This is a genomic window from Micromonospora sp. NPDC047548, from assembly GCF_040642975.1.
GTDB lineage: Bacteria > Actinomycetota > Actinomycetes > Mycobacteriales > Micromonosporaceae > Micromonospora.
Genome location: NZ_JBEYTI010000015.1, coordinates 37,691 through 53,988, shown reverse-complemented (window position 1 = coordinate 53,988; position 16,298 = coordinate 37,691). Strand labels below are relative to the sequence as shown.

Genomic DNA, 16,298 nt, shown 5'->3' with positions numbered 1-16,298 from the left:
GAACCCACCGTGACCACGCTGTAGGTCCGTTGGGTGATCGATCAGCGGATCGACCGCGTCGTGCCGTTGACCACCCCCGCCCTGCTCCTGCACGACCTGCCGCTGGACGCCCCGCTCGCCGCGGCCGTGCTGGCCGGCCGGCGCGCGGTCGGCCGGGTACTGGATCGCGCCGACGACCGCCTGCTGGTGGTGGTCGGCCCGTGCTCGGTGCACGACCCGGCCGCGGCGCTGGACTACGCCCACCGGCTGCGCGAGGCCGCCGACCGGCACGCCGACGACCTGCTGGTGGTGATGCGGGTCTACTTCGAGAAGCCGCGTTCCACGGTGGGCTGGAAGGGCCTGATCAACGACCCGGCGCTGGACGGCTCCGGCGACGTCAACCGCGGCCTGCGGACCGCGCGGGCGCTCCTGCTCGACGTGCTGCGCCTCGGCCTGCCGGTGGGCTGCGAGTTCCTGGACCCGATCACCCCGCAGTACATCGCCGACACGGTGTCCTCGCCGGGCTGCGCCCACCGGCGAAGCACGGCGTCGATCGCGCCGAGGCTACTTGCGGGGTCTCTTCTTACCGAGGCCTCCTGCCCGTCAGTCGATCGGTGTCACGGCCGCGCATCGAGGAATCGCCTGATTGCGGCCGCGACGGCTTGGTGGTCTTCGAGCATCGGTAGGTGCCCCGTGTTCAGGTCGTTCTGCCAGGCGGCGCCGAGTCGTTGGGCGCATCGTTGTTGCAGCGCGATCGGCAGCTCATGGTCGTCGGTGGTGCGCAGGTAACCGCGCCACCCGTTCCACGACCGGTGAGCGGTCCGGTCTCGGTAGAGGGCGGGTGACTCGGGGGTGAAATCGGCGATGATGCGGTCGGCGGCCTCCTCGTCCAGACCATGGGCGAGGCCACGTCTGATCGCCGAGTCCGGCGGCCGGGTCCCGGCGAATCGCATCGCGGCACTGAGCACCCACCGGTTCGGCACCGGCATCGCCGAGATGAACGATCCTCCCGGCTGCGGGATCAAGGCACTGATCGCCAGGAACGCGCTGACGCGTTCGGGCACGAGCCGGGCGACTTCGGCGCCGATCACACCACCGGCCGAGTGCGCGACGATCGCGTACCCACCCGGCGGTGCGGAGTCGATGACCGCCTGGGCGTAGTCGCGCAACCGGGCTCGGCCGCCCTGGGGTCGGGAAGCGACACAGGTCTGCTGCCCTTCGCCGAGGTCGCGGCGGACGTCATCCCAGATCCAGGCGGGAAGCCCGGCGCCACTGAGGAACATGATCGGATCGGGTGAAGTGCTCATGACACCATCGTCACCCCCAGCGATGTCACCGGTATGTCACTGTTTATTGGATGAACCGCACCGACCGTCTCTACGCCTTGCGTGAGGAACTGCGGCGCGCGGGGCCCGCCGGACGCTCGGCGAAACGACTCGCCGAGGTCTTCGAGGTCAGCGTCCGCACGATCAAACGAGACATTTCAACTCTGCAACACGGCGGCTTCCCGGTCTGGGCTCGACCCGGACCCGGTGGTGGCTACGTCGTTGACGCCGCCGCGACCCTCCCGCCGGTGAACTTCACCGACGCCGAGGTCTCCGGCCTCGCCGCCGCCGTGGCCGCCCACCGCGGACAGCCCTTCGACAGCCACGCCCGCGCCGCCCTCGTCAAGGTGCTCGGCGTGATGGACACCCGCGCACGAGAAAACGCCACCGCGTTGAACGGTCGTGTCTGGATCGACCACACCGACACACCCGGCGATGCCCGGACTCGACACGCGATCGAGCAAGCACTCCACGCGCAACGCGTCCTCGTCGTGGACTACCGCGACCGGCATGGCACGCACACCACCCGGCAACTCGATCCCGTGCTCCTGGCCCGCACCCAAGGACACTGGTACCTCGTCGGGCACTGCCGCACTCGTCAAGCGATCCGCTGGTTCCGCCTCGACCGCGTCAGCGCCGCACGCCTGACAACCCAGCCCGCCACTCGTATCCCCATCGAAGCCGTTGGCACACCGCCCACCACCGCCGAAGCCATCGCCGAGCTGTGACGCCACCCGCCATCGCCGACCAGTCCGCTACCACGGTCGACCGACACCGGACCCTCGGCAAGCCCTGAACCGTCCGACGCCGCAGCAGTCCATCAAGATGTGCCTCAAACTTGAGTGGCAGAAACCGCGAAATGCCTCAGACACGCTGGCAGTACCTCAGCTCAACTGGCAGACGACACCAGGACCGCGCCTGTACCGACCTCTGCGGCCCTTGATTGACGATCTTGCGAAAACTAGCGGTAGGGCTGGTCAGCGGGCCTGCGGCTGAGGCGGGCGGCCTCGCCGGGTTATGTAGAGGACTCCTTCAGCCGGTCGGCGTAGATGCGGTATGCCTTGCGGGCGGCGGAGGAGGCACCGCCAGTGTCGAGCGTGGATGCGGCCGCGAGGAGCGCCTGGTGGACCTCGGGTAGCGCGGTGACGTGCAGGCTGTAGCCCTGGCCGCGCCGAACCATACGCCCGCGCTGTAGGGCGTGCCGTTCGGCCTCGCCGAGGCCGGTGTGGTCAGCAAGGTGGCGGGCGACCTTGCCGGGAAGTTCCACGCGTCTCGCCTTCACCGCGTTGGTGGCGGGTGTTGGCTGGTCGGGCTGGTTGGGCAGCAGGTCGGCGAGCGCGGTGCGGATCGCGCCGCGGCTGACGCCGTGTTCGCGGGCCAGGGCGGCGATGCTGGTCCCTGTGCGGTAGGCCTGGCGTATCTGGTCGGTCACGCCGAGCTGGGTGTGGCGGGGGCGCCGGCCGGACGTGCTGCCCTTGGCCCACGCGGCGGCCAGCCCTTCGCGGGTGAGTTCGTTTTGCAGGTCGCGCTGGAACTGCCCGACTGAGACGAGCACGTTTACCAGCATGGTCGTGGTCGCGTCGGTGGCCGCCAGGTCGGTGATGCCCGACAGGGCACCGGACAGCACGCGGAGCTTCACCTGGTGCTGTTGGCACCAGCCGCGGACGGCGAGGATGTCGGCCAGGTCCCGGCACAGCCGGTACAGCTCGGAGACGGTGAGCGTGTCGCCTGGCCGGACGTAGCCGGCGAGGCGGCGGAAGCCATCACGGTCCAGCGCGGGAATCTTGGAGGAGGTGGCTGGATCGCTGAAGATCCGCACCCCCGGGGTGTCGGTGGTGAGCCCGGCCTCGGCGAGCAAGTGCGTCTGCCGCTGGGTGCTCTGCTCGTCGGTGGAGACCCGCGTGTAAACCAGATCCGCCATGACCGTGCTGCCTCCTTCATCCGTTCATTGTCGACATCCCAGCGTCTACCTGTCGGCAAACCCTGCCGTCAACTCTGATCGGCTCGCATTGGATCGGCGGGCCGGTTCTCCCCTGGTCGGCGGCGGTCCATTGGACTGGCTCCCGGCCTGTCGGCAAAGGGTCATTTGACGACAGCAATGGAACTGTGCCACGGCAAGCGGGTGCCGGGCGGTCAGAGCATCACGGCCCCGCACTTAGGTAGCTGTCCCTGCCCGCCAAACATCTGATCTTGGTTTCGGGAAGCTACGGACGGGCCGAGACCGCGGCCGACGCCGCGGCCCGGGAGCTGACCGAGGAAACCCGGCTGGTCGTCACCCTCGCCGCCCCGCGGGTCGAGATAATCGATCGTCAAAAAGTTCCGGAGTCACGGCAACGTTTGCTGGGGTCGAGAGCGTAGGTAGTGGCCGTGAGATTGAAACTGAGGGTGCGGGTGGCTGATGCACGATCGCGAGGATAAGGAGGTGACAGCCTTTGTACGGGCGCGTTACGGATCGCTACTCCGGACCGCCTTCCTGCTGTGCGGAGACCGAGGGAAAGCCGAGGATCTGGTCCAGACGACGTTGGCCAAGACGGTTGTGGCGTGGCCTCGGCTGCAACGCTCAGAAGCCGTCGACCATTACGTCCGGCGCATCCTAGTCAACACCTTCGTGACCTGGAGGCGGCGCCGATCCTGGTGGGAACAGCCCCTGGTTCGGCTGGTGGAGAGTCAGGCGCGCGACGAGTACGTGGGGGTGGAACAGCGGGACTTGCTCCGCCGGGCGTTGGACGGGCTGCCAGTACGACAGCGTGCCGCCGTCGTACTGCGCTTCTACGAGGACCTGTCCGAGCAGGACACGGCGCACGTACTGGGTTGTTCGGTTGGCACGGTCAAGAGTCTTTCGTCAAGGGGTTTGCAGACTCTGCGTAAGCAGTGGGTTGAGGCCGACGCTGTTGATGATCAAGAGGTGCGCTATGCATAACATGGCCGAGTTGCGTGACGGCCTGGCGGATCTGGCGGAGTCGGTGGTACCGACTGAGGGCTATGAAGGCAAGATCGTGCGGCGGGCAGACCGGCGTCGCGGGCGGCGGCGTATCGCCGCCGGAGCCGCGGCTGCAGTATGCCTGGCGGTGCTGGTCACGATGTTTCGGGTTGTCGGATTCGCCTCCGCACCGCAACTCGCTGCACCGGCGCCGGATGGCCCGTTTCTGGGCTGGTCCCCGGTGGGAGACGTGGACGCTGGCCTGGTACGTGAGGCCTCCAGCGTCTGGGACCGTACCAACTCGGCAGGCCCGCACACTGATGTTCGGGCCCTTGTCGCGACGCGCCATCCACGCCTGCGCTCGACGGTGGTCGTCCTACAGGGATACGACAAGCAGGGCGACGCGCGGTTGGCGTTCTTCACCGGTGACTCCGGTGCGGCGGACGCCTTGCGGATGCGGGTTGATCGGCCAGCGCCCGACCCGGTGAAGACTCAGGTGATCAGTCTGGTCAGTCCACGGTTGTCCGGAGCCGCCGGCGAGGTCAGTAATGACTCCTGGGGCACCTATGCCATTGCCCTCGCCATGCCGGGGGTGACAGCGGTGCGGGTGTCGAGTACCGCGGTCGATAGTGAAATGATACAAGAACCGGACGGACCCACCAGTCGCCTTGTTGTACAACGATTTCCGATCGCTGCGACCGCGCAGACGACGACGATCGCGGGGTTCATCAAGCCGAAGCGACCGTTCGCCAGCGTCACGAAGGTGTTCGAGGTACCTGGTGAGGACGGTGTGGACGGCGACGCGCGGGCCGTACCGGCGGAGGTAGTCGGCAGGAACGGCCAACAGATAATCGTGGCGTTCCCGAAGGATCAGGGAGTCCGGCAGGGGCAACTAGCCGTCGTCGCCGAAGGTTTGGTCGGACGCGTAACGGCAGTCGATGCCGTCCGCGGCGAAGCCACTGTCGACCTCATTACCAGCACCGGATTCGCCGGCCAGGTGTACACGAATATCAGTAATGTTCCGGGTTCCGTACGCGGCACCGGCGGAAAGCTGGTCATGGAAGACGTTCCCGCTGACGGTGAGGTTTACCAGACCAACCGTGTCTTGATGCCGGATCCGTCGCAGCAGAGCAATCAGGTTGGCGCTGTCACGATCGGGCGAGCGTTTGCGGACAAGGCGGCAGGCGCGACCACGGTGGAGCTCACGCCAACAGCCGACCTTGCCAACCTGACCAGATTGTCGATCATGACGCCATCCGCCCCCTGACGGCAGCCTGTCGATGCAAGGATGCGCGGAGGCGTTTCGCCTCCGCGCATCCTCAACTGTTCTGCAGGTCAGTAGTGGACGTAGCCGCTGCCGGAAGCCTTTGCGATGTCCCCGCCGGAGTTACCCGTAGAGAAGTAGTAGAAGTGCATAGTTGTGTTCGTCGGAACGTTCGACCAGCACCAGGTGCGCGTTACGCCGTCAGTGGGAACGGTGATAGTACCGCCCGCTGAAAGGCTAACCTTAAACTGATGATACGACCCCTGGGGGTAATCCCACGTGGCTTCAATGTCCTTGCAGAAAGTCGTTCGCGTGGACTGGAAGTCTCGGCCGTTCAGGCTCCACACTCCACTGAATGTGAAGGAGTACGGAATTGAGGACACCGCGAGAGTGGTCACTCCCGTCGTGGTCGTAGGGCCGTTCTGAGTGTAGTGGTCGATCGGGCCTTGAAGCTTGGGCTTCTTACCGGTAACCGTCATGGTCACGTTCGGCGGCAGCGACGCCCACACGGCGGCATTGTTCGCCGCAATCTCGGCGGCACTAACCGTCGGTTTCGCCGGCTGGCCGCCGGCCGCTTCGGTTTTAGGTGCCGCTTGAGCCGGAGCAGCCAATAGCAGCAATCCTGTGGTCACGGCAGCGGCGATTCCAAGAGACCGCTTCATCAACGAGTGTGACACGCTGTGATCCTCCCGTGCGGTTTGTGTGATAGCTCGACCCTGTCATTAATCGAGCTATCACTACAAGACCGACTATGATCTATCTGTGTGCGACTTCTCACCAGCATCGGGTCAACGCGCCCGGCGGACATGTGATATAGACAGAAGTCTCCGCGTGAGGGGATGGTTCGGGAGGCGGCTCGGCAACAGGTTCTACTCGCCCTCGGCCGTCGGGTCGGGCTCACGCAGGGGCCGCCGGGCGCCGCCGAGGTCGGGGGCGGTGAAGGTGTAGTGGCCGTGCACGTTGATGTGTGCGTACGAGTATGGCGAGAGCCGGGCCACGTCGGCGTCCAGCACGGGGAACCCGTTGGCGCGTAGCCGGTCGAGGATCGCGTCCAGATAGACGGTGTTCCACAATGTGATGCAGTTGATCACCAGGCCGAGGGCGCCGAGCTGGTCCTCCATGCCCGCGTGATACGGCTCGCGCAGCTCGCCGCGTCGGCCGTGGAAGACGTACTTGGCCAGGCCGTGCCGGCCTTCCTGAAGGTTGCGCATGCGTTTGATCGCCCGCCGGTACGACTCGGCGTCGACGTAGGACAACACGTGCAGGGTCTTGAAGATCCGGCCGAGGTGGGCGAGGGCCTGGCCGAGATGGGTCGGGTTGCCGCCGTGTTGCAGCATCCGCATCAGGTCGCTGGCCGACACCGCGCCGCTGTGCACGGAGGCGACCATGCGCAGGATGTCCGGCCAGTGCTGGCGTACCCGGGCCAGGTCGATGCGGCCTCGGGCGGCGACGTCCAGCATCCCGTAGTCGGCGCTCGGGTTGATCCGCCACAGCTTCTGATCCGGTAGGTCGGCCAGTTCCGGCCGGTACGCCACCCCAAGGAGTTTGAGCAAGCCGAACACCATGTCGGTATACGAGCCGGTGTCAGAGATCAGCACCTGGGGCTGCCGGCCGCCGTCACGGCGGTAGAGCAAGTCGACCGCGTTCAGCGAGTCCCGGGCGGTGCCGGACACCATCATGCCCGCCGTGCCGGCGCCCTGATCGTTGATCAGGTTGAGCCAGGTGGCGCCCTTGCGCCGGCCGAAGTATTTCGGATTCGGGCGCGCGTGCAGCGACCGGACCGGGACCACGAACCGGGTGCCGTCCACGGCGGCCACCAGGCCGCCACCCCAGCGGGCGGCCGTGGCCGACCCGGCCTGCCCGTCGATCAGCCACCTGTTGGCGGCGGCGTGCGTCTCGGCGCGTACGTAGTTCTGGTAGACGTGGCTGATCCGACTGCGGGTCAACGCCGGCACGTCCGACGAGATCACCGAGGTCCAGCCGACGTTGAGCGCTTGCGCGGTCAGCACCGCGGCCAGGGTCTTCGGCAGGTCGTCCATCCGTGCCCCGCCACCGCCGATGTGGGTGTAGGCGTCCACGAACCTGGGATGCCAGCCCATCACCTCCATGACGAGGTCCCCGATGTCGACCTGCGGCATCATCTGCTGACAGCGGGTCCGCAGCGCGGTGAGCGTGTCCGGCTCCGCGACCGCCTTCAGCGCGGCGGCGTGCAGCCTGCCGTCCGTGCCGACGGTGACCTCCCCGGCCGCGGCCCGCTCGGCCATGTGCCGCCACGCCCCATTCAGCTCCTGCGCGCACTCCTCCAGCAGGTCATCGGGGTTCTCCGGCAGATCCAGCGACTCCAGCAGGATCTCCCGCTTGGCCTGCCATTGCTCGCCGTCCAGCAGTTGGGCCCGCGGATCGGCCCACCGCGAGGACGCGGCAGCGAAGATGTCGCGCCGCTTGAGCCGGGTGTGGAACTGGCTGAGCACGCAGAACGTGTACCCGGCACGGTCCACCGTGCCCGGCGGCCTGCCTTCGGCGAATACGTGCCGGCGCCAGCCCGTCGGCACCACCTCGACGTCAGCCAGCCGGGCGTCCAAGAACCCGGTCGGTACCCGCTTGGTGGGCCGGGCCTCCAACAACGCGGGCAGCCCTTTCAACGCGATCAGCACCCGGGAGGCGTCCGCGGTCGCCCCGAACTCGATCGTCTCCGCCAAAGCGCGCACGAACTTACGCGCCACCGGCAACCGTGCGCACAGCGCCGCCTGCCACTCCTGCTCCGGATCGGTCCCAGGCGGCGCCACCTCGTGGATCAGCGCCACCGCCGTCCGCAGTTCCGAGCGCGGTACCACGTCCTCGATCAGATCCCAGATCCGGTCCAGAGGCATGTCCCGGTCGGCCTCGGTGGCCGTCAGCAGCACCCCCACCGCCGCGGCCAGCTTGCCCGCCTCCCGCGACACCCGCGGATACCGTTTCGCTTGGTCCTTGGCCGACTGCCGCTCGGCGCGAGCCAGCAACTGGCTGGTCATCACCACGTCGAACAGTTCGAGGGCGTCGTCGGTGGCCTTGCCCTCCAGGTACGCCACCGTGGCCAGCAGGGTGGCCACCCGCTTGGCGTACGGCTGCCGCTGCCGCAACGCCGTCGCGTTCGCCGTCATCCCCGCCCGGGCCAGATCCACCACCCGCCGCTGCGGCACCACCGACAGATCCACCCCGCCCAGACCGATCCCGGCCACCTCCGCGACCCGGCTCAACGCCTTCACCAGCGCCGCCGCCGTGTCCCCGGTCGGCTCCCGGCGCAGCCGCTCCAACGCCGAAATCCGCTGTCCGTCCGGCACCTCCACCAGGTTCAGCAGCAGCATGGCCTGCTCGGCGGTGACCAGCTCCAGCAACGTCTCCCACAACCGCAGATGCGTCTGCCCGACCACCCGGCCAATCAGCCGGGTCAACGAGTCCAACGCCGGCAGCAACACCCGCCGCTGCCGCAGCCACGGCACCGCCCGGTCGAAGATCGCCTTACGGCCCTCACCGGTCGCCCACGCCCGCCGATCCACCCACCGCGTCAACTCGTTGGTGACCTGCGCGAACTCCTGCCACCCGTCCACGGCCTGGATCTCCCACCGGTGCTCGAACCGGGTCATCTCCCGCATCATGTAGTCGCGCACCACACCCGGCCGGCGAATCCCCAGCTGCCCGGCCAGGTACTCGATCACTGGCTCCGGCACATCGAGCGGGTCGTCCAGGAACGTCCCCAGATAACGCACCGTGGTCAACTGCAACGCGAACCCCAACCGGTTCGCCGCCCCACGCCGCTGCCGGACCAGCTTCAGATCAACGTCGTCCAGCAGGAAGAACCGCTCCAGCTCCTCGACCGTCGGCGTCCCCACGAAACGCCCGTACGCCTCGACCTGGCCGGCGGTAAGAAATCGCCCCTCATCACCATCGCTCAACATCGATGGTCAACCTACGGCAGCTCGAACCTCACCACGATTCCGCCCCCGCAAAGGCGTCCCCCATGCCCTCTGACCAGCCTTACCGCTAGTTTTCGCAAGATCATTAGTCAAGGGCCTCTGCGAAGCCTAAATCCCTACCAAGAAGCAGGGAAACAACAGAACAGACATTATGATGCAACGGAGGTTTGTCCGGTATGCCCATCCTAATTATCGGATTATCGTTACCGGTTATTTCACAATGGCCATGGGCGTCCGTGGTGGCGGACCGGGAACGTTCCTGGCAGCGTGGGGACCATGACGGCGATGAACGGAGCGGACGTGCGGACTGCAGCCGACGAGATGCTGCGGGCACTCACCCCGCACGCCCACCGCGACTGGTCAATGCCCGCCGCCGGGCTCGAGTGGTCGTGCTGGACGACCGCCGCTCACGTCGCGCACGACCTGCTCGCCTACGCCGGCCAGGTCGGCGGCCGGCCTGCCGCCGGCTATCTCCCCTTCGACCTGCGGGTGCACGCCGACGCCACTCCGACGGACGTGTTGCGGGTGGTCACCGCGTGCGCCGCGCTCCTCGGCGCGGCCGTCGACACCGCCCCACCCGTCACGGCCCCCCGCTTGGGTAGCTGTCCCAGCCCGCCAAATGTTTGATCTTGACTGATGCTGGTCGTCGGCGTCCGTTAGCCGAACCCGGGGTGTCGCTAACAACCGTGCGATGAGGGATCAAGAAGTTGATCATCCGCGGTCGCGGCGGAGTCCATGGTCAGTCGTTTGGGCAGGGGATGGGGCGGCTGAGCTAAGCCGTCAGGCTGAGTTCGTGGTCACGGACGGTTGGGCCATGGAACGGCTCGTAGGCGCCAACTGAGGACGAGAGCTAGGAGCGCTGCTGCGGTCGTAACCCAGTAGTTGGTGTGCCAGGATCGGCCGGTGGAGAAAGTCGTGCTGAGTAGCGATTCCGGTAGGGCTTGCTGAGTAACCACGAATAGCGCGAACAGGGACGGCGTGGTGACGGTGGCGACTAGCGGACCGAGGACGAGGCAGAGAATCGCGCCGATGCTTGTGAAGACAACCACGTTGCCGATGAGGCCGTGCAGGGGTGGGAACTGCGTGTCGGGGTGACGGGTGGTGATCACCCAGTACCAGACCGGCAGGACGGCCAGAGGGGCTGCGAGCATGATCGTGGAGTAGGCCAGGTGTCCGAGCCGTGCGGATCGGTGCGCGGTGAGTTCTCGCCCGTCGAATCGTGGGGTGGTAATCGCCGGGAGGACGCTGGCCAGCGCGACGGCAACTAGCTCCGGGGTGCCGACGCCGCGGGGCGGCAGGTCGAACACCGTGCTGACCGACAGACTCAACTCGGGAAACGCGGCAGTGATGACCAGTGCGACGACGATGACGGTCGAGGCGAGTGGCCCGCCGCGGGCGTGCCAGAGCCCGGCGACGCGGCCACGCATCACGGCAGGCTGGCGGGTGAGAGTAGGCACGATCGGATCAGCTGTTGGTTGGTCTGAACGAACTCGATGAGTTGCTCGGCGTTCATGGTTGTCAGCTTCTGCGCTGCTGGCGGTGGTTGGGCTGGTGCCACGGTGTTCGCCAGTTGGTCGAAGCCGGCCAGCTGAAGAACTCGTCCTTGTAGCACAGCCGCGATGTCACGGCCCTCGATAGTCCTGCCCGGCTGCGAGCAGGTGCCCAGAGTCATGGCTTCGCTGACGAGGAAGGCGACCTGGTCGGGGATGGTGGCTGCGACGAAGCGGCGATCGAGAGGACCCGGATCGAGTTCGACGAACGCTTCCCCGGGGCGCGGCGTGTCGTGATCAGAAGCCGCGAAGTCCGTGACACGGTGCAGCACTGGTGCGAGGCCGGCATCACGTAGGCGTCCTACGACGTTGACGGTGCGAGCCATCGCCGGAGCGTTAGCCGCGTGCAGGCACACCTTCGTTTCCTCCACCTGCTGGCACGTCTGCGCGACAGGGCGGTCCACCACATACAGTTCCGGGCGCCAGGCGAACGCGATCGCCGTCAGAGCTGCCACTGCGGCTAGCCACGTCAGTAAGGGACGACCGGTGCTGCGGACCGACCCCCTGGACCTGGCCCAGCACGCTAGCGAGGCGGCGAGCAGACAGATCGCGGTGGAAGCCACAACGGCGAAGATGGTGGTCGTAGGATTCAACTCGAACCTGGGAGTGGTGACGAACTGCCGCACCGGCAAAATCAGCCCGATCGGTGTGAGCAGCGACGTGTTGGGCAAGCCCATGATCGCGAAGGCGAGCAGCCCGACCGCGGGTGCGATCACCCAGTGCCGGATGGCCACACCGAGGCAGAACCCGATCAGGGTCAACGTGACCAGACCGGCCACGCCGACCATCACGTCCTGCAGCGCCAAGGCTCCGGCGGTAGCCTGACGCGCCGCAGCGATCTCAATCGGAGCTAGCCCGACCGCGTGCCCCAGGCAGAGCCAGAACGCCAGGGAAAGCCCGTGGGTGAGGAACAGGCCTTCGCCCACTTTCGGGCGCAGCGGCAAGGCCACTGGCGAGGAATTCGGGAAGTAGGCCGCGCCCAGTGCCGCTGCTGCGGCAGCCGCCACCGACCCAGGGATCCACAGCTGCTCATGCCAGGCGGCGGAGACGGCCGCCCAGGTGACGTAGTCGGCAGCGAGCATGCTCCTGGTCGCCACGAACGAACCCGCTGCCATCAGCCCAGCCGCGGCCGGGAACACCCAGAGCGGGCCGGGCCAGCCGAGGAGCAGGCGCAATCGGCTCATTCGGCACCACCGAACGACATGATCAGGTCGTCGTACGCGCATTCAAACGGCGACCCGGGCCGGCCATCGACGCTGGGCCGAGTCGTGGCCAGTCCCACGAGCGGGCCCTGATACCGAATCTTGCCCTCGGCCAGGACAGCGACAGTATCCGCGAGATGTTCCACGTCCTCGGTCAGGTGGGTGGACAGCAGCACCGGCCGCTCGGCTCCCAGATGCCGGATCATCTCTCGCACCTTCAGTCGCTGCCCAGGATCGAGACCGACTGTGGGCTCGTCCAGAATGACGATCCGCGGATCGTGCACGATGCCGGTGGCGAGAGCGACCCGTTGGCGTTGCCCTCCGCTGAGGGTGCGGATCCGCCGCGACCCCAGGTCCAGCGCCCGCATCTTGTCCAACGCCACCTTGACCGCCTCGTCCGTCCGCGCGGCGTCCACCCCGCTGAGCCAGGCCGCGTAGGCGACGAGGTCACGCACCTTCGCCAAGCCGGGAAGCGACGGAGTCTGCGGCACGTACCCGATCAACGCCTGTGCCGCCTTGCCGTCGCTGACATCCCGACCGTCGATGACCACCCGCCCCTCATCGGGACGCGCCAATCCGACGACGCACTTGATCAGCGTGGTTTTTCCCGCCCCGTTCGGACCCAGCAGGGCGGTCACTCCCTGACCGACGGTGCAGGAGGCGCCGGTAAGCACCCGGCGCCTCCTGTATGAGAACGAGAGGTCTTGAACCTCAACTGTGCCCGTCACTCAATGAACCTCTGTCCTCGTCCGATCGATCCGGTCAGCAGCGCTCAGCCCGCGACGACTCGGCCGACGCCCCGGTGCTCGACTTGAATTTGGAGTAGTAGTTGCCCTTGCCGTTGCCGCAGGACCCGTCAACCAAGGCCGTTCCGGCGTCGAAGGACTTCTTGCCCACCTCGTCGTCGGGCCAGTTGTTGCGGTCCTCGTAGATGTAGCCGGTGCCGGGGACCGTGTTGGAGCAGCCCTCGCGGCCGACCCATGCGTTGTTGTCGGAGTCCGGCACATCGGCGCGGAGGGTGCAGGCCTGCACCGTGTTGGAGCCGGCGACGGCGACCCCGGCCCCCACGCCGACCAGGGTGAAGGCGAACACGCCGGTAGCCAGCGCCCGTGAGATCTTTCGCATAACGACCCTTTCCGTAGTCGCTGCACGCCATGGTTCTCGGCGACTCAGCGAAACCTGACTGGGTTGTGATCCACTCGCCGGCTGGGGTCACTCATTGCAGTCGATATCTTGCCCACGGTGCCTGTCAAGGCTCCATGCCGATCGATCTCATTGACGTCCATGGTCATGTCAGGTCTTGTCGACGGCTTTCGTGCCCTGTTCATCGGGCATCGTGCGGTGCGGTCGCGTCGTGGATCGTCGGGCGCCAGCCGCGTAGCGGTTTGGTTAGGCCGTAACCGACCAGACTCCAGGCCAGGACGGTTACCCCGCCCCGTCGTCGAAGTCACTGCACTGTGACCGGAGCCTTTGCATCTGCCTCCGAGCCCTGCGGTATGCAGGTGGAACGGCTGACCAGGCAGTAGGCCAATCCTGCGGTTGTACTGGTCCAAGACCGGCAGGCCGGTCAGCCGACGGTGTCGCGGTCGTGGAGGTCGAGGGGTTCGAGGTCGTCGTCCTCATCGCCGTCGGTGTCGGGCGCGGCGGGGTCGTAGAGGTCGGGGTAGCGCAGGGCGTCGGGGCCTTCGTCCCAGTCGAGCCGGTCGGGCCATTCGCGGTGCTCGGCGATGGTGACGGCGCGGGTGGCGGCGTGTTCGTCGACGGAGACGCGTTCCATCGTTTCGTGGTAGATGAGGAAGTGGCCGCGGTAGTCGCGGGCGAGGTGAAGGTCGTCGTGTTCGTCGCCGAGCACGACGTTGACGACTGTGCCGGTGTAGCCGTCTTCGCCGAGTTCGACGCAGACCATGATCGGCGCTTCGTACCGTACCCACCTGCGCATGCGTCGTCCTTCGTGTCGGCCCGGCCGGGTGTCGCGGTCAGCGTATCGACGGGTCTCCCGGCCCGGTGTGGTGGGCGGATCGTCGTCTGCCAGGGTGTTGCGGTGCGCCGGGAATGGGAACTCGATGACCTGATCGCGTCGTGGACGCTGGTCGACTCCGATCAGGACTTGCTGGCGCAGCTGCACGGCCAGGGCCGGTTGAGCTGCGCGTTGATGGTGAAGTTCTTCGAGATCGAGGGCCGGTTCCCGCGCCATGTCGGCGAGGTGCCCCCGGCCGCGGTCGACTATGTGGCCCGGCAGTTGGGCTGGGTCGCCGATGCGCCGGTGGGGTTCGAGGTGACCGGTCGCAGCGCGGAGCGGTACCGGACGCTGATTCGCGAGGCGTTCGGGTTCCGGGTGTTCACACGCGGCGACGAGGACAAGATGATCGCGTGGCTGGCCGAGCAGGTGTGCCCAAGCGAGTTGAACGAGGACCGGCAGCGGGAGGCCGTGCTGGCCCGCTGCCGGGCGGAGAAGGTGGAGCCGCCCGGGCGGATGGACCGCATCATCGGCGCGGCGAACCGCTTGGCGGACACCCGGTTCTGCCGGGTCACGGTGTCTCGGCTGCCCGCCGATGTCGTGGCGGCGCTGTGGGCCACGCTCGGTGACGAGCCGACCGGCGACGAGTCCGGTGGCGGCCAGGTCGACGACGCCGAAGCCGGCCTGGACGACGTGGGGGTCGGTGATGACGGCGAGCGCAGCTTCTTCAACGAGTTGAAGCAGGATCCGGGCCGGCTGGGGTTGGAGACGCTGCTGGCCGAGATCGTGAAGCTGCGCCGGGCCCGGGCGATCGGGTTGCCGGCGGATCTGTTCACCGACGTGGCGGAGAAGCGGGTTGCGCGGTGGCGGGCGCGGGCGGCGGTGGAGTACCCGTCAACGCTGCGCCGGGATCACCCGCCGGAGGTGAGCCTGACCCTTCTCGCGGTGCTGTGCTGGTGCCGGCTGACGGAGATGACCGATTCGCTGGTGGAGTTGTTCATCGACCTGGTGCGGATGATCAATACCCGGGCGGAGAGGCGGGTCGATCGGCAGCAGATCGCAAAGTTCCGGCGGGTGTCGGACAAGGAGAACGTGCTATTCAAGCTGGCCGGGGCGTCTGTGGCGCACCCGGACGGGGTGGTGCGTGACGTGGTGTTCCCGGCGGTCGGGGAGCAGACGTTGAAGAACCTGGTCGCGGAGGCGAAGGCCACCGAGTCGCTGCGGCGGCAGCGGGTGCGTACGGTGCTGGCCAGTTCCTACTCGCACCACTACCGCACGATGCTGCCGAAGCTGCTGGACGCGCTGGAGTTCCGGTGCAACAACACAACGTACCGGCCGGTGATGGACGCGGTGGAGCTGCTGCACCGGTACAAGGACCGCGACGGCCGCGCCACCCACTACGAACGCGCCGACCGAGTGCCCCTGGACGGGGTGGTCCAGGCGCAGTGGCGGGCCGCGGTCGTCGACGAGCGCGGTCGCGTCGAGCGGATCCCGTACGAGCTGTGCGCGTTGCAGGCGCTGCGCGACGCCCTGCGCCGCCGCGAGATCTGGGTCGTCGGGGCGCGGGCGTGGCGCAACCCGGAGACCGACCTGCCGGTCGACTTCGAGGTGCACCGCGACGTGCACTACACGGCGATCGCGCAGCCGACCGACCCGACCGAGTTCGTCAGCGCCCTGCGGACCCGGCTGGATGCCTCCCTCGCCAGGTGGGCCGAGGCGATGCGGACCGGCGCCGCCGGCACGAGCGTCGGCACCCGCAAGGGGCAGGTGTGGATCTCGGTGTCGAAGCAGCCCGCCCAGCCCGTCCCGGCGAACCTGGACGCGGTCAAGGACGAGGTGACCCGCCGGTGGGGTGTGGTCAGCCTGCTCGACCTGCTCAAGGAGGCCGACTGGCTGACCGGCCTGCACACCGAGTTCACGTCCATCGCCACCCGTGAGCACCTGGCCCCGGGTGAGCTGCGCAAGCGGCTGCTGCTGGTGCTGTTCGCCCTGGGCACGAACATCGGCATCAAACGAATCGTCAACGCCGGCGACCACGGCGTCACCGAGGCGCAGCTGCGCCGCACGCGGCACGGCCCGTGACTGACGATCTTGCGAAAACTGGCGCTAAGGATGATCTTGGGCTTGGGGTGGGGCTGGGCGTGTTCT

General features: G+C 67.5%; 15 protein-coding genes and 1 pseudogene. 7 read left to right on the top strand and 9 right to left on the bottom strand.

The genetic code is table 11. The annotated features are described in order from the left end of the window. Positions 1–33: 33 nt before the first annotated feature. The gene (locus ABZ807_RS17550; RefSeq protein ID WP_357158407.1) at positions 34–768 is read left to right on the top strand and encodes a 3-deoxy-7-phosphoheptulonate synthase; all 735 of its coding nucleotides are present in this window, start codon (positions 34–36) and stop codon (positions 766–768) included. On the opposite strand, the pseudogene ABZ807_RS17545 reads toward ABZ807_RS17550, so the two are convergent. Next, positions 687–1,262: pseudogene (locus tag ABZ807_RS17545) on the bottom strand (alpha/beta hydrolase); the annotation flags it as partial. The gene ABZ807_RS17550 and the pseudogene ABZ807_RS17545 overlap by 82 nt on opposite strands. A 74-nt stretch (positions 1,263–1,336) precedes the next feature. Between ABZ807_RS17545 and ABZ807_RS17540 the strand changes: the two are divergent. Next, on the top strand, positions 1,337–2,032 hold the full coding sequence (locus tag ABZ807_RS17540) for a YafY family protein (protein WP_357158404.1): 696 nt from the start codon (positions 1,337–1,339) through the stop codon (positions 2,030–2,032). A gap of 287 nt (positions 2,033–2,319) precedes the next feature. Here ABZ807_RS17540 and ABZ807_RS17535 read toward each other — a convergent pair whose 3' ends face one another. Then, on the bottom strand, positions 2,320–3,225 hold the full coding sequence (locus tag ABZ807_RS17535) for a recombinase family protein (RefSeq protein WP_357158401.1): 906 nt from the start codon (positions 3,223–3,225) through the stop codon (positions 2,320–2,322). A gap of 269 nt (positions 3,226–3,494) precedes the next feature. Between ABZ807_RS17535 and ABZ807_RS17530 the strand changes: the two genes are divergently transcribed. From ABZ807_RS17530 to ABZ807_RS17520, 3 genes are read left to right on the top strand one after another with little or no spacing between them, the layout of a single operon-like run. Next, the gene (locus ABZ807_RS17530) at positions 3,495–3,662 is read left to right on the top strand and encodes a hypothetical protein (RefSeq protein ID WP_357158398.1); all 168 of its coding nucleotides are present in this window, start codon (positions 3,495–3,497) and stop codon (positions 3,660–3,662) included. 40 nt (positions 3,663–3,702) lie between these two features. Further along, positions 3,703–4,224 (top strand): SigE family RNA polymerase sigma factor, encoded by a 522-nt coding sequence (locus tag ABZ807_RS17525; RefSeq protein WP_357158394.1) that lies wholly within the window; start codon positions 3,703–3,705, stop codon positions 4,222–4,224. Between the two features lies 1 nt (position 4,225). Beyond that, the gene (locus tag ABZ807_RS17520) at positions 4,226–5,491 is read left to right on the top strand and encodes a rod shape-determining protein MreC (RefSeq protein ID WP_357158391.1); all 1,266 of its coding nucleotides are present in this window, start codon (positions 4,226–4,228) and stop codon (positions 5,489–5,491) included. A 68-nt stretch (positions 5,492–5,559) separates the two neighbouring features. Here the strand turns inward: ABZ807_RS17520 and ABZ807_RS17515 are convergent, their stop codons facing one another. Together ABZ807_RS17515 and ABZ807_RS17510 are read right to left on the bottom strand one after the other, a co-directional pair. Continuing rightward, positions 5,560–6,165 carry a hypothetical protein gene (locus ABZ807_RS17515; RefSeq protein ID WP_357158388.1) on the bottom strand — a complete coding sequence of 202 codons (606 nt, stop codon included), beginning with the start codon at positions 6,163–6,165 and terminating at the stop codon, positions 5,560–5,562. A gap of 192 nt (positions 6,166–6,357) precedes the next feature. Beyond that, positions 6,358–9,423, bottom strand: coding sequence for a Tn3 family transposase (locus ABZ807_RS17510; RefSeq protein ID WP_357158385.1), 3,066 nt, complete (start codon positions 9,421–9,423; stop codon positions 6,358–6,360). A gap of 318 nt (positions 9,424–9,741) precedes the next feature. On the opposite strand from ABZ807_RS17510, the gene ABZ807_RS17505 reads away from it, so the two are divergent. After that, complete coding sequence (locus ABZ807_RS17505; RefSeq protein WP_357158382.1) at positions 9,742–10,068, top strand: hypothetical protein; 327 nt, start codon at positions 9,742–9,744, stop codon at positions 10,066–10,068. A gap of 170 nt (positions 10,069–10,238) precedes the next feature. On the opposite strand, the gene ABZ807_RS17500 is transcribed toward ABZ807_RS17505, so the two are convergent. From ABZ807_RS17500 to ABZ807_RS17480, 5 genes are all read right to left on the bottom strand, one after another. Next, positions 10,239–10,868, bottom strand: coding sequence for a hypothetical protein (locus tag ABZ807_RS17500; RefSeq protein WP_357158379.1), 630 nt, complete (start codon positions 10,866–10,868; stop codon positions 10,239–10,241). Continuing rightward, positions 10,868–12,175, bottom strand: coding sequence for a hypothetical protein (locus tag ABZ807_RS17495; protein ID WP_357158376.1), 1,308 nt, complete (start codon positions 12,173–12,175; stop codon positions 10,868–10,870). The genes ABZ807_RS17500 and ABZ807_RS17495 overlap by 1 nt, the downstream gene beginning before the upstream one ends. Then, positions 12,172–12,867: an ATP-binding cassette domain-containing protein gene (locus tag ABZ807_RS17490; protein ID WP_357158373.1), complete on the bottom strand. Its 696-nt coding sequence runs from the start codon at positions 12,865–12,867 to the stop codon at positions 12,172–12,174. The genes ABZ807_RS17495 and ABZ807_RS17490 overlap by 4 nt, the downstream gene beginning before the upstream one ends. Positions 12,868–12,955: 88 nt before the next feature. Beyond that, complete coding sequence (locus ABZ807_RS17485; RefSeq protein ID WP_357158370.1) at positions 12,956–13,318, bottom strand: hypothetical protein; 363 nt, start codon at positions 13,316–13,318, stop codon at positions 12,956–12,958. A 442-nt stretch (positions 13,319–13,760) separates the two neighbouring features. After that, positions 13,761–14,132: a hypothetical protein gene (locus tag ABZ807_RS17480; RefSeq protein ID WP_357158367.1), complete on the bottom strand. Its 372-nt coding sequence runs from the start codon at positions 14,130–14,132 to the stop codon at positions 13,761–13,763. Between the two features lie 102 nt (positions 14,133–14,234). Between ABZ807_RS17480 and ABZ807_RS17475 the strand changes: the two genes are divergently transcribed. After that, a complete protein-coding gene (locus ABZ807_RS17475) occupies positions 14,235–16,232 on the top strand; it encodes a DUF4158 domain-containing protein (RefSeq protein WP_357158364.1) in 1,998 nt (665 codons plus the stop codon). The last annotated feature ends 66 nt before the right edge of the window (positions 16,233–16,298 follow it).